8 protein-coding genes are annotated in these 13,313 nt (G+C 69.4%); all 8 read right to left on the bottom strand.

The genetic code is table 11. The features are described 5' to 3' along the window. Positions 1-72 precede the first annotated feature (72 nt). The 8 genes from nagE to imuA all read right to left on the bottom strand — a co-directional run bounded on the left by nagE (position 73) and on the right by imuA (position 13,163). A complete protein-coding gene (gene nagE, locus KDW55_RS07155) occupies positions 73-1,836 on the bottom strand; it encodes an N-acetylglucosamine-specific PTS transporter subunit IIBC (protein ID WP_212160841.1) in 1,764 nt (587 codons plus the stop codon). Between the two features lie 87 nt (positions 1,837-1,923). Then, positions 1,924-4,506, bottom strand: coding sequence for a phosphoenolpyruvate--protein phosphotransferase (ptsP, locus tag KDW55_RS07160; protein WP_212197908.1), 2,583 nt, complete (start codon positions 4,504-4,506; stop codon positions 1,924-1,926). A 15-nt stretch (positions 4,507-4,521) separates the two neighbouring features. After that, complete coding sequence (locus KDW55_RS07165; RefSeq protein ID WP_040142067.1) at positions 4,522-5,538, bottom strand: SIS domain-containing protein; 1,017 nt, start codon at positions 5,536-5,538, stop codon at positions 4,522-4,524. Beyond that, the gene (gene nagA / locus KDW55_RS07170) at positions 5,531-6,634 is read right to left on the bottom strand and encodes an N-acetylglucosamine-6-phosphate deacetylase (protein WP_040142069.1); all 1,104 of its coding nucleotides are present in this window, start codon (positions 6,632-6,634) and stop codon (positions 5,531-5,533) included. The genes KDW55_RS07165 and nagA overlap by 8 nt, the downstream gene beginning before the upstream one ends. A gap of 122 nt (positions 6,635-6,756) precedes the next feature. After that, positions 6,757-7,491, bottom strand: a complete 735-nt coding sequence (locus KDW55_RS07175) for a GntR family transcriptional regulator (protein ID WP_040142071.1) — start codon at positions 7,489-7,491, stop codon at positions 6,757-6,759. Positions 7,492-7,813: 322 nt separating this feature from the next. Next, positions 7,814-11,029 (bottom strand): error-prone DNA polymerase, encoded by a 3,216-nt coding sequence (locus KDW55_RS07180; protein WP_040142073.1) that lies wholly within the window; start codon positions 11,027-11,029, stop codon positions 7,814-7,816. A gap of 6 nt (positions 11,030-11,035) precedes the next feature. Further along, entirely contained in the window at positions 11,036-12,523 is a 1,488-nt protein-coding gene (locus KDW55_RS07185) for a DNA polymerase Y family protein (protein ID WP_040142075.1), read from the bottom strand. Further along, positions 12,456-13,163, bottom strand: a complete 708-nt coding sequence (gene imuA, locus KDW55_RS07190) for a translesion DNA synthesis-associated protein ImuA (RefSeq protein WP_040142078.1) — start codon at positions 13,161-13,163, stop codon at positions 12,456-12,458. Before imuA ends, KDW55_RS07185 begins: the two co-directional genes overlap by 68 nt. Positions 13,164-13,313: the final 150 nt, after the last annotated feature.

Below are 13,313 nucleotides of genomic sequence, written 5' to 3' on the forward strand. Positions count from 1 at the left end.
CGTCGCAAGCCGTTTTCGTTCTACCGTCCGGCGGCCCGGACCCGCCATGCGGCTCGGGCGCGTTTCATCGCATCACGCCGGTTGCGCGGCCGCGCCGCCACCCGCCGACGGCAGGCGCGCGCCGAGCTGTTCCGCATAGCGCAAGGCCGCGCTGCCGCAGACGATGTGGAACGTGTCGGCCGACACCCACGCGACATCGAGCGCGCCGAGCCGCTCCCGATCGACCGCCGTCGCATCGCGCACGACGACACGCAAACGCGTGGTCGCGATCGCGTCGAGCGATGCGACGTTGGTCGCGCCGCCGAACACCGCAAGCCAGCGCAGCGGATCCGGGTCGAGCGGCCCGGCCGCCGCGCCGGTGACAGCCTGCGCGGGGGCAGCCGCGGCCGGCGCGGCAGCACCGGTCGCGCCGCTACCGATTGCCGCACGCATTTCGTCGGCGATGATGTCGGCCTCCGGCCCGATGATCACCTGCACGCTGTTGCCGCCGCGCTTGAGCACGCCGCGCGCGCCGATCGACTTCAGTTCCGGCTCGGATACTTTCTCCGGATCGACGACGGTCAGGCGCAGGCGCGTCGTGCATGCGTCGACGACCGTCAGGTTGCCCGCACCGCCGAGCGCGGCGATGTAGCGCTGCGCGCGCGGCGCGACCGCTGCGGCATCGGCCGCCGGCGCGACGAAGCCGCCCGATGCGTACGATTGCGCCGCGGCATCGGCCGACGCCGGCTCGCGGCCCGGCGTCGCCATGTTGAACTTGCGAATGAAGAAGCGGAACAGCCCGTAGTACGCGACGCCATACGCGATACCGAGCGGAATCGCGATCCAGCCCTTCGTCGACAGCCCGTAGTTCAGCACGTAGTCGATCGCGCCGGCCGAAAACGTGAAGCCGAGCTTCACGCCGAGGATCTGGCAGATCGCGAGCGACAGCCCGGTAAGTACCGCATGGATCACGTACAGCACCGGCGCGAGAAACATGAAGCTGAATTCGATCGGCTCGGTCACGCCGGTCAGGAATGACGTGAGCGCCATCGAGAACAGCAGCCCCCCGACCATCGCGCGGCGCTCCTTCGGCGCTTCATGCAGCATCGCGAGACACGCGGCCGGCAGGCCGAACATCATGATCGGGAAGAAACCGGCCATGAAGGCGCCCGCGGTCGGATCGCCGGCGAAGAAGCGGTGCAGGTCGCCGTGCACGATCTCGCCGCCGGCCGGCGGCGTGAAGTTGCCGAACACGAACCACGCAAGCGAGTTGATGATGTGATGCAGGCCCGTGACGAGCAGCAGCCGGTTCAGGAAGCCGAACACGAACGCACCGATCGCGCCCGCCGTCGTCAGCCACTGGCCGGCCGCGTCGATCGCATGCTGGATCGGCTGCCATACGTATCCGAACACGATCCCGAGTATCACGCACGCCAGCCCCGTGATGATCGGCACGAACCGCTTGCCGCCGAAGAACGCGAGGTAATCGGGCAGCTTGATGTCCTTGTAGCGGTTGTACAGCAAGCCCGCGACCACGCCCGCGATGATCCCGGACAGCACCCCCATGTTCAGCTTCGGATCGATGTCCTTCATGATCGCGGTTTCGATCAGATAACCGATCGCGCCCGCAAGCGCCGCCACGCCGTTGTTGTCCTTCGCGAAGCCGACCGCCACGCCGATCGCGAACAACAGCGGCAGGTTGTCGAAGATCGCGCCGCCGGCATCGGCGATCATCTTGATGTTGAACACGTCCGGCTGTCCGAGCCGCAGCAGGATGCCGGCGACCGGCAACACCGCGATCGGCAGCATCAGCGCGCGGCCCAGGCCCTGTATCTTCAGAAACGGATTCCCGTCCATTCAGTCCTCCAATCCATGTCTCGTCGTTAAGCGTCGTTGACCTAATTGCTTTCGTAGTGAAACGGGTCGCGCGCCCGCCGTCGACGTTCAGTCGAGCGGCCAGACCTCGCGGCTTGCTGCCCTTACCGCCTGTGCCGAGTCGAGCGCGAGCAGTTCCTGCGCACGCTGGCGACACAGCTGGTAATCGAGACGGCGCACACGCGCCTTGATGCCCGGCACCGATACCGGGTCGACCGACAGTTCGGTCACGCCGAGGCCGACGAGAACCGGCACCGCGAGCGGATCGCCGCCCAGCGCGCCGCACACGCCGACCCACTTGCCGTGCTTTGCGGCGCCGCGCACCGCGATGTCGATCAGACGCAGCACGGCCGGATGCAGACCGTCGGACTGCGCGGCGAGATCGGCCTGGCAGCGGTCCATCGCGAGCGTGTATTGCGTGAGGTCGTTGGTGCCGATCGACAGGAAATCCGCGTGCTGCGCCAGCTGATCGGCAAGCAGCGCCGCCGACGGCACCTCGATCATCACGCCGACCTCGATCGGCTCGGTGCGGCCTTGCGCGCGCGCAAATTCGTCGATGCGCTTACGCAACCGCACGAGCTCGCCCGCGTCGGTCACCATCGGCAGCAGGATGCGCACCGCGCCGAACGGCTTCACCGCGAGCAGGCCCTGCAGCTGATCGTCGAGCAGATCGGGGCGCACCTGCGCGAGGCGAATGCCGCGCAGGCCGAGCGCCGGGTTCGGCTCGGGCGGCAGCGTCAGGTAGTCGACTTCCTTGTCCGCGCCGACGTCGAGCGTGCGGATGATCGCGGTGCGGCCCTGCAGCGCGTCAACGATCGACTGGTAGCTCTGCTGGTGTTCGATGACGGTCGGTGCGGCCTGGCGATGAATGAACATCAATTCGGTGCGCAGCAGGCCGACCGCGTCCGCGCCGTTGTCCACGGCGGTGTTCGCGTCGTCGAGCGTCGCGATGTTCGCGGCGACCTCGATCGCGCGACCGTCGATGGTCGCGGCCGCAACGCCGGCCAGCTGCCGGTTCGCTTCGCGTACGCCGTCCAGACGCTGGCGCTCGTGGCGCGCCCGCTCGACGTCGAGCGCGGTCGGCGCGTGTTCGAGACGGCCAGCACTCGCATCGACGACGACCTGCGTGCCGTCCGGAATCGCATACAGCGCGTCGCCGACCGCCACCAGCGCCGGAATGCCGAGCTGACGCGCGATGATCGCCGCGTGCGACGTTGCGCCGCCGCGCGCCATCACCAGCGCGGTCACGCGCTGGCGATCGAGCGACGACAAGTCCGACGGCGTGAATTCCTCCGCGGCGAGCACGGCCTCGTCCGGCAACGCGCGCGTCGCGCCGCTCGTGTGGCCGAGCGCGCGCAGCACGCGCTTCTCGATGTCGCGCAGGTCGGCAGCGCGCTCGGCGAGCAGCGCGTCGTCGAGCTTCGACAGCGTGTCGATCTGCGCGCGGATCGTCGCGCGCCACGCGAAGCCCGCGCTCTTGCCGAGACTGATCTGGTCGCGCGCCGCATCGACCAGCGTCGGGTCCTCCAGCAGTACGCGATGAACCGCGAAGATCCCCGCTTCGCCGACCGCACCGCGCGCCGAAGCGTTGCGCACCGTGTCGTCGAGTTCGGCGTCGACCGCCTTCAGTGCCTGATCGAGCCGGCGGCTTTCGGACGCAGGCGTGCCGGCAGCCTGTTCGGGCGGCACGATGTCCGCATCGTCGAGACGCACGAGCGCGCCGACCGCGATGCCCGGCGCCGCGCACACGCCCGCGAGCGTGTCCGGATCGGCGGGCGCGCCGGTGTCGCGCGCGACCGTCTGCGGTGCGGGCGAGCGCAGCCGCGCCGGCTTCTCCTCGACCTCGCCGTGCGCTTCGCGCAGCAGTTCCCGTTCGACCGCGTCGACCGCTTGCCGCGCCTGTGCGCCGCGCCCGATCAGCTCGATCGTCGTCCCTTCGCCAGCGCCGAGGCCGAGCAGCCCCACGACGCTCGCGATCGACGCCTTGCGGCCTTCGAATTGCACGTCGACGGTCGCATCCAAACCGCGCACCGACTCGCGTGCGCGCGCGGCCGGCCGTGCATGCAGGCCGCCCGGCTGCGTCAGCACGATTTCGCGGCGCACCTCGTTCATCGCGGCGGCGCCCGCCTGCGCCGCTTGCGCCGCAGCTTCCCCTTTCCCGCGCAGCGTCAGGAGCGGCGTCTCGCCGGCCGTCGCGAAACCGCTCGCGCGCTCGACGACGTCGAACGCGTCGGAGTTCGCGATCGCGATGACCGACACCAGCGAATGCGCGCTGCGCGCGACCGCATCCTGGTCGAACTCGATCAGCAGGTCGCCCGCATCGACTCGCGCGCCGGCTTCGACGCGCGCCGTGAAGCCCTGCCCGTTCAGCCCGACGGTATCGATGCCGATATGCAGCAGCACTTCCGCGCCCTGCGGCGTCGTGATCGTCACCGCATGGCCGGTGCGCGCGAGATGCGACACGATGCCGGCACACGGTGCGACGAGCTTGCCTGCGAGCGGATCGATGCCGATGCCGTCGCCGAACATCCCGCCGGAGAACACCGGATCGGGCACATCGGCGAGCGCGACGATCCGCCCCGTCAACGGGCTGAGCAGGACAATCTGATCATGGGTGGAACTCTTCAACTGGGACTCCTCGGCGCGTCTCATCGGCTGTCTCGGCTATCAGTGCGTTTCGGTGACTTTGTTCAGGTGGCGCGGCGTGTCGGGATTGCGCCCGCGCGCGACGGCAAGTTCGGCCGCCATCACGTAGAACGAAAGAATGGCGGCGATCGGGTCGAGCGCCGAATGCGTGGATTGCGCAAGCGGCAGCACGGTGCCCGACACGCCCGGCGTGCCGGCGGGCGCCGCGAGCAGCACGGCGGCGCCGCGGGCACGCATGTCGTGAGCGAGCTGCAGCAGCCCGGCCTGCTCCGGCCCCGGCGGTGCGAACACGAGCAACGGATAGTCGCGGTCGATCAGTTCCATCGGGCCGTGACGGACCTCGGCGCTCGAAAACGCCTCGGCCTGGATCCCGGACGTTTCCTTCAGCTTCAGCGCGGCTTCCTGAGCGATCGCGAGGCCCAGGCCGCGGCCGATCACGATCATCCGCTCGATACCCGCGAGCGCGTCAACGGCCGGCGACCAGTCGAGCCGGCCGGCCTGCGCGAGCACGTCGGGCAGGCCGCGCAACGCGGTCGCCAGCGCGGCGTCGCGCTGCCAGTACGCGACGATCTGCGCGGACAGCGACAGCATCGCGATATAGCTCTTGGTCGCCGCAACCGACAGTTCGGGGCCGGCCATGAGCGGCAGCTGGTGCTCGCACGCGTCGGCGAGCGGCGACGGCAGCACGTTCACGGCAGCAACGGTGCGCGCGCCGGCTTCGCGCAGCGCGGCCATCGTGTTGACGAGATCGGGGCTCTTGCCCGACTGCGAGAACGCAAGCGCGAGCTGGTCCTGCACCTTCAGCGGCGCCTGCTGCAGCGTCGCGACCGACATCGGCAGCGACGCGACGGGCACGCCGAGGCGGCTCATCGTCAGGCTCGCGAAATAGCTGGCGGCGTGATCCGAGCTGCCGCGCGCGACCGTCAGCGCGACGGCCGGCGGATGATCGAGCAGTTGGCCGGCGAGCGCTTCGACGCGCGTGGTGTCGGCGAGTTGCGCGGCGACGACCTGAGCGGACTCGCGCGCTTCCTTAAGCATATTCGACAATCGATTCTCCTTCGACGTAGGTCGCGGTGAGGTTCAGGTCGCGATCGAACACCGCGAGGTCGGCCCACGCGCCGCGCTCGAGGCGCCCGCGATCGGCGATGCCGAGATAGTCGGCCGCATAGCGCGACATCCGGTTCGAAACGTCGGCGATCGGCAGGCCGAGCGACACGAGATTGCGCAGCGCCTGATCCATCGTCAGCGTGCTGCCGGCGAGCGTGCCGTCGGCGAGCCGCACGCCGCCGAGACACTTCGTCACATGCTGGCTGCCGAGCCGGTATTCGCCGTCGGGCATGCCGGTGGCGGACGTGCTGTCGGTCACGACGTACAGGCGCGGGATCGCGCGCAGCGCAGCGCGGATCGCGCCGGGATGCACGTGCAGCAGATCGGGGATGATTTCCGCGTACTCGGCATGCGCGAGCGCCGCGCCGACGAGGCCCGGATTGCGGTGATGCAGCGGCGACATCGCGTTGAACAGGTGCGTGAACCCGCATGCGCCATGCTTGAGCGCGGCGACGGCGTCGTCGTAAGTCGCGAGCGAGTGGCCGAGCTGCACGCGCACGCCGCGCGCGGCCATCTCGCCGATGATCTCGATGTGGCCGGCGATTTCCGGCGCGAGCGTGACGACGCGGATCGGTGCGATCGACAGGTACTTCAGCACTTCGTCGAGTACGGCCGACACCGCCGCGTCGGGCTGCGCGCCGAGCTTGCCGGGGTTGATGTACGGGCCTTCGAGGTGAACGCCGAGCACGCGCGCGGCGCCGGGCGTACGCGTGCGCGCCGCGATGCCGAGGTTCGCGACGACTTCCATCAGTTCGTCGCGGGGCGCGGTCATCGTCGTCGCGAGCAGGCTCGTCGTGCCGAATTGCGCGTGCGTGCGCGCGATCGTGTCGATCGCGTCGCCGCCTTCCATCACGTCGGCGCCGCCGCCGCCATGCACGTGCAGGTCGATGAAGCCGGGCAGGATGTACGGCGCGTCGTTCTTCGCAGGGTCCACAGGGGTGCCGTCGAGCGCGGCGATGCGGCCATTTTCGCTGTCGATCGAGCCGTGAATCCAGCCGTCGGGGGTCAGGATGTTTCCAGTCAGCATGACGTTTCTCTTGATGAGCGGGTGACGCGGACATCCGCGTCGCGCTTTGCAAATTCGTTGCGATTCATTGCGCGCGATTGCGTTCCATTGCGTGTCGCGCGGCGTGCGCGCAGCCTCGCGCGTCAGCGTTTCAGTTCGGCGACGAAGTCGTAGTAATCGTCGCGGCAATACGTTTCGGTCACTTCGATCGCGCGCTGGTCGGTGCCGTAGCCGATGCGCGTGATCACGAGCAGTGCGGAACCCGGCTTCACCGCCATCCATTTCGCGACGTCGTGCGTCGCGTTCGCCGCGCGAAAGTGTTGCAGCGCGCGCACGACCGTCATCCCGCGCGCGTCGAGGTACTCGTACAGCGACGCGCCGAGCGCCTGCGGATCCGGCACCACCGCGGCCGGCAGCGTCGAATGCTCGACGGCCATCACGATGCCGTCCGCGCGGCGCAGCCGCTCGAGCCGTGCGACCGTCGCGCCCGGCGCGAGCCCGAGCCGCGTGAGCTCGTCGCGGCTGGCGGCGCGCAGCGTGCGCGACAGCCACACCGAATCGGGCACGAAACCGCGCTGCTGCATCTTCGCGGTGAAGCCCACGAGCCGCGACAGCGGATCGGCGACGCGCGGCGTGATGAAACTGCCCGCACCACGCGCCCGCTTGATCAGCCCCTGCTCGACCAGCAGCGCGAGCGCGCGGCGCGCGGTGATCCGCGACACGCCGACCGACGCCGACAACAGCCGCTCCGACGGCAGCGCCTCGCCTGCCCGCCACGCGCCGGCATGAATCGCGCTCGTTAGATTTCGGGCAAGCTGCAGATACAGCGGCGTGTCGTCGAGGGGATCGGGCGCCAGTTCGGACCAGCCGGTTTCCATGTGCCTCCGCGTGTCGGACGACGATCTCGGACCGTCGAAAGTGAACGCATTATATAACCACCATAATACCAGTCAACGAACTGGTATTAGCTGGCACAAAATCGCGGGAAGCCTTGTCCGGCAAGCGTTTTAGTAACCGAAAAGCCTTTGTTTACAATGCGATGCGGGATAGGGATTTACCCGGATTGGTATGCAAGGGGACAGTTCCGGCGGCGCATCCGGCCGCTTGAAAGGGACGAAATCGACACCTGAATAGAACCAGTTCGCGTAACTGGTATGCATCGTCGGCCGGGCGCCCGGAAAGCGTCCGGCGCGCGTCACGTCAGTGAAACTCGCGGCTCGACGTGCGCAGGCCGCCGAGCAGCGGCGTCAGGTCCTCGAAATGCTGCGCGACGAGGTGCCTCACGTCGCTGACGACTTGCCACACGCCCGATGCTGCGAGCAGCCGCGAATCGAGCGTTTCGCGGCGCTGCCGCGCGAGCAGTTCGGGCCGCACGATCACGTTTACGCAGCCCGTTTCGTCCTCGAGCGTCATGAACATCACGCCCTTCGCGGTGCCCGGCATCTGTCGCGCGATCACGAGCCCGCACGCGCGTGCGAGGCGGCCGTCGGGGCGGTCGCGCAGCTCTGCCGCGGACGACAATCGCTGCGCACGCAACGCGGGCCGCAGCAGCGCGACCGGATGGCGGTTCAGCGTGAGGCCGGTGGCGTGATAGTCGGCGAGGATGTCGTCGGCTTCGGATGGCGCGTCGAGCGCGGGCTGCTCCGCCTCGTCGATCGGCGCGGCGGCGAGCAGGTCGCGCTCGGGCGCCGCGGCGACGGCCCGCCACAATGCATCGCGGCGATGGCCGGCGAGCGTCGCGAGCGCGTTCGCGGCGGCGAGCGCTTCGAGATCGCGCCGTTCGAGCTGCGCGCGGCGCGCGAGCGCATCGACGTTCTCGAACGGGCCGGCCGCGCGCGCGGCCTCGATGCGCCGTGCGGCGGCCTCGCCGAGACCGCGCACGAGCGACAGGCCGAGCCGCACCGCGGGCTGGCCGTGCGGCGGCGGCTGGCCGGGCAGCGCTTCGAGCGACGCCTCCCAGCCGCTGCGCGTGACGTCGGCCGGGAACACCTTCACGCCGTGGCGTTTCGCGTCCTGTACGAGTTGCGCGGGCGCGTAGAACCCCATCGGCTGGCTGTTCAGCAGCGCGGCGACGAAGATCGCCGGTTCGTGGCATTTAAGCCAGCTGCTCGCGTACGCGAGTTTCGCGAAGCTGGCCGCATGACTCTCGGGAAAACCGTATTCGCCGAAGCCCTTGATCTGCTCGAAGATCTGCTCGGCGAACTCGCGCGTGTAGTTGCGCTCGAGCATCCCGCTGATGATCTTGTCGTGATACTTCTCGAGGTTGCCCTTGCGCTTCCACGCGGCCATCGCGCGGCGCAGGTCATCCGCTTCACCGGGTGTGAAACCCGCGGCGACGATCGCGATCTGCATCACCTGCTCCTGGAAGATCGGCACGCCGAGCGTGCGCTCGAGCACTTCCTTGAGCGCGTCGCTCGGATACGTGATCTCACCCTCCTCTTCACCGGCCACGATCCTGCGCCGCTTCAGGTACGGATGCACCGCGCCGCCCTGAATCGGGCCGGGCCGCACGATCGATACCTGGACGACAAGATCGTAGTAATTGCGCGGCTTCAGCCGCGGCAGCATCGACATCTGCGCACGCGATTCGATCTGGAATACGCCGACCGTATCGGCGCGGCAGATCATGTCGTAGGTTGCTTTGTCATCCTGCGGAATGTGTTTCAGCGTGAACGGTTCGCCGTTCTTCTCCGGCCCGCGCCACGTGGTGCGCAGGTCGAACGCGCGATGCAGCGCCGACAGCATGCCGAGCGCGAGCACGTCGACCTTCATCAGCCCGAGCGCCTCGAGATCGTCCTTGTCCCACTGGATCACGCGCCGCCCGTCCATCGCCGCGTTCTCGACCGGCACGAGCCGCGTGAGCTTGCCGCGGCTGATCACGAAGCCCCCCGAGTGCTGCGACAGGTGACGCGGAAAGTTGAGCAAGCGCGCGGCGAGTTCCGCCCACGTGCGGATCAGCGGCGTGTGCGGGTCGAGCCCGGTCGACGAGAATTGCTGCAGCAGATCGCGGCTGCCGTCGAACCAGCGATGCCCCTTCGCGACGCGATCGACCAGCATCGGATCGACGCCGAGCGCCTTGCCGGTTTCGCGCAGCACGCCGCGCGGACGATACGTCGATACCGCGGCCGCGAGCGCGGCGCGATCCTTGCCGTATTTTTCGTAGATATGCTGGATCACTTCTTCCCGGCGCTGATGCTCGAAGTCGACGTCGATGTCGGGCGGCTCGCCGCGCTTTTCGCTGATGAAGCGCTCGAACAGCATCGTGCTCTGGTCGGGATCGACCTCGGTGATACCGAGGCAATAGCAGACGACCGAGTTCGCGGCCGAGCCGCGGCCCTGGCACAGGATGTTCTGGCTGCGTGCGTATTTGACGATGTCATAGACGGTCAGGAAGAACGGTTCGTAGCTCAGTTTTGCAATCAGCTCGAGTTCATGGCGGATCAGCTTTTCGACCTTCTCCGGAATGCCCTGCGGATAACGCGCGGCCGCGCCCGCCCGCGTTTCCTGTTCCAGGTAGCTCGTCGGTGTGTGGCCGTCGGGCACGATTTCGTCGGGATACTCGTAGCGCAACGAATCGAGTTCGAAATCGCACGCGTCGAGCATCGCGCACGTCTCGGCGATCTCGGCCGGCGCGAACAACTTCGCGATCCGCCCGCGCGAACGCAGATGCTGCTCCGCATTCGGCGCAAGCGCATACCCGCATTCGGAAACCGGCATACCGACGCGAATCGCCGTCATCACGTCCTGCAGCGGCTTGCATGAGCGCACATGCATCGTCACGTCGCCGAGCGCGACGACGCGCACACCGCGACGCTCGCCGGCGTCGCGGATCTCTTCGCGCTGCGCACCGTCGAGCGCGCGCTGCAACTGCACGAGCCCGAGCCGCGCACGCTCGCCGAACGTTGCGCGAAACCATGCGACCTGTGCATCGAGCACGTCCGCCCGCACCGGATACGTCGGCACGAGAATCGCGAAGCAGTCGGGCATGCCGCGCAAATGGGCGAACTGGGCCGGCGGCGCCGACAGCATCCGCGACGTCAGCGTATAAGTGCCCTTCGGCGACGCCATGCGCCGCCACGAAATCAGCTCGGAAAGGTTGCCGTACCCCTCGCGGTTCTGCGCGAGCAACACGAGCCCGAACGCGCCGGGGCCCGGATCGTGGCCGGGCGCGGCTTCATCCGGCGTGACCTCGAAATACGAACCGATGACGAGCGGCAATCCTTTCGCCTTCGCGGCAACATGCATGCGCGGCGCGCCGGCGAGCGAGCATTCGTCGGTGATCGCGATCCCGCGATAGCCGAGTTCCGCCGCCCGCTCGACCAGTTCTTCCGCATGCGACGCGCCATGCAGGAACGAAAAGTTCGAACGGCAGAACAACTCCGCGTAATCGGGCAGCAGACTGAATTGCGCAACCATCTTCGTTCACCCGAACAGCCCGTGCAGGAACCAGTGCGGTTCGGACTCGCTCCCCGCTCGCTCCCTGAACACCCAATAGCACGCACCGGCTTCGTCCTGCGCGACGTGGTAATCGCGGGCAGCGAGCTGACCGTCGAACCACCCGGCCTCGATCCGCTCCGTCGACGACATCATCCGCAGCGGCGTATGAAATACCGGCCGCTCGCCGCGCATCAGCAGCGGCAACGGCTCGGCCAACAGCCACGCGGGACGCGGCGGCGCGGCCGGCAGCCCGCCGGCCGGCTTGCCTGCCTGCGCATCGAGCGGCAGCCAGCGGTTCGCGGCCTCCGGCCGGTAATCGGCGACGGGCGCCGCGCGCAGCACGTTGTCCGCGCCGAGCCGAGCGACCAGCAGTTCGAGCAAGCGTGCGCGCGTCTCTTTCGTGCCGCCCGGCTCGGGAAACAGATCGTCGGCCGGCGGCGCGACCGATTCGACGCGCGTGGCCTTCAGCCGCACCGCGATCACCGCGGCCGGCAACTCGACGCGCGCGAGCCGCTCGCCGAGCAGCCGCATGAAGTGCGCTTCGTCGCGCACCGGAGCCGCGAACGCAAGCTCGAGCGGCGTCGGCGGCACGGCCTGGCGGCCGCGCTCGTGCTCGAGATCGAACGTCATCGCGGCAAGCGACAGCTGCCGCGCGGCAAGCCACCCGCAGAGCTGCACGACGAGCCGCCGCGCGGCGAACAGCACGGCTTCCGCGTATTCGACGCGCTCCGGCAACTCGAGCCGTACGTCGAACACGGGCGGCACCGCCATCCATGCGAGCGGCTCGACCGCATCGCCGTACGCGCGATCGAGCGCGGCGAGCAGCGCCGGACCGCAGCGGCGCTGCAGCCCCGCGCGCGGCAGGCCTCGCAGATCGGCGAGCGTGCGGCAGCCGAGGCCGTCGAACCAGCCTGCATATGGACGCGCATCGGGCAGCAGCACGCACGGCAACCGGTCGAGCGTGCGGACGAGCGAAGCCGGCGCAGCCACGCGGCGCCGGATGCGCGCCCGCGCCGACGTGCGTGCGAGCAGCCACGCGCCGCGCCCGGTCGGCGCGGCGGACAGGCGTGCCGCATAGCCGAGCGCCGCGAGTGTTGCCCGCACCTGGCGGCACAGCGCCGGCAGCCCGCCGAACAGGCGCAGGCTCGGGCCGACGTCGACGATCAGCGTCGCTTCGTCGTCGAGCGCGACGCACGGCGAGAAGCGCAGCAACGCGAGCGCGACCGCGCGCAGTGCATCGGCCTCGCGGGCGGGATCGCGTTCGACGAGCCGCGTGTCGGGCGCGAGCGTCAGCACGCCGCCGCGCTTCATGCCCGCACGCACGCCCTGCCGGCGCGCAGCCGCATCGGCGATCAGCACGACGCCCTGCTCGAGCACCGCACAGCCGGCCTCGCCGGCCGCTGCGTCAGACGGCGGCGCGGCGCACACGTCGAGCGGCAGGCGCGGCAGATGGATGCCGAGCAAGACGCGCATAGCGGCTCTCCACGATGGGCGACGGCAAATCGAGCTCGAGCGGCTCGCTGCGCGCGGGCCCGCGACGCTTGACGATGTCGAGCGACACGCCGCCCGGCACCGGGTGCAGCGCGACGCGCAGCACGGCCGGCGACGGCTGCCGCGCGGCCGACAGCGGGCGCAGCATCACGAACAGCGTATCGCCGGTGCGCGCGGCCGCGAGATGCAGGCGCCGCAGCGCATCGGGCCGCGCGTCCTGCCAGAGCAACAGCGCGCCGCAGCAGCCCGCCTTGAGCGCCTGCTCGGCGGCCCACAAGGCATCCGTGCGGCTGCCGGCGCGCAGCCACAGCAGCGCATCGGACGGCACGCCGAGGCTGGCGAGCGCGGCCGCATGCGGTGCGTGCGGCGGCGCGACGAGCGCAAGCGGACGCCGCGCGCTGACGGTGCGCGCAAGCGCGGGCGCGAGCAGCCGCATCTCGCCGCAGCCAGGTTGCGCGGCCAGCAGTTCGACGAGCCCGCCGACGGGCCACCCGCCACCCGGCAGCTCGGCGGACAGCGGCGCGAAGCCCGTGTCGATCGTGCGCGGGCCGCCGCGCGCGAGCTGCGAGCCTCGCCACAGAGAGGGATGAAGGGATTCGGGGGAAATGGAGGATGCGAGCATGACGCCACCCACAACTGTATGGATATACAGTATATGGCAATGCGCTCGTGCCGCACAGTACTGGGACGAAACCGGCTTTTCGTCAGACTAGAGAGAGCCGGAAAGGAGGCGCCTGCGTCCGGTTACGGTACACCGCGCCTGCCGCGCCCG

The organism is Burkholderia sp. AU19243, assembly GCF_018148075.1.
GTDB lineage: Bacteria > Pseudomonadota > Gammaproteobacteria > Burkholderiales > Burkholderiaceae > Burkholderia > Burkholderia latens_A.

Bases quoted from the DNA above. Each gene is read 5' to 3' on its own strand.
- nagE (WP_212160841.1), bottom strand. From the start codon at position 1,836: ATGGACGGGAATCCGTTTCTGAAGATACAGGGCCTGGGCCGCGCGCTG.
- ptsP (WP_212197908.1), bottom strand. From the start codon at position 4,506: ATGAGACGCGCCGAGGAGTCCCAGTTGAAGAGTTCCACCCATGATCAG.
- KDW55_RS07165 (WP_040142067.1), bottom strand. From the start codon at position 5,538: ATGCTTAAGGAAGCGCGCGAGTCCGCTCAGGTCGTCGCCGCGCAACTC.
- nagA (WP_040142069.1), bottom strand. From the start codon at position 6,634: ATGCTGACTGGAAACATCCTGACCCCCGACGGCTGGATTCACGGCTCG.
- KDW55_RS07175 (WP_040142071.1), bottom strand. From the start codon at position 7,491: ATGGAAACCGGCTGGTCCGAACTGGCGCCCGATCCCCTCGACGACACG.
- KDW55_RS07180 (WP_040142073.1), bottom strand. From the start codon at position 11,029: ATGGTTGCGCAATTCAGTCTGCTGCCCGATTACGCGGAGTTGTTCTGC.
- KDW55_RS07185 (WP_040142075.1), bottom strand. From the start codon at position 12,523: ATGCGCGTCTTGCTCGGCATCCATCTGCCGCGCCTGCCGCTCGACGTG.
- imuA (WP_040142078.1), bottom strand. From the start codon at position 13,163: ATGCTCGCATCCTCCATTTCCCCCGAATCCCTTCATCCCTCTCTGTGG.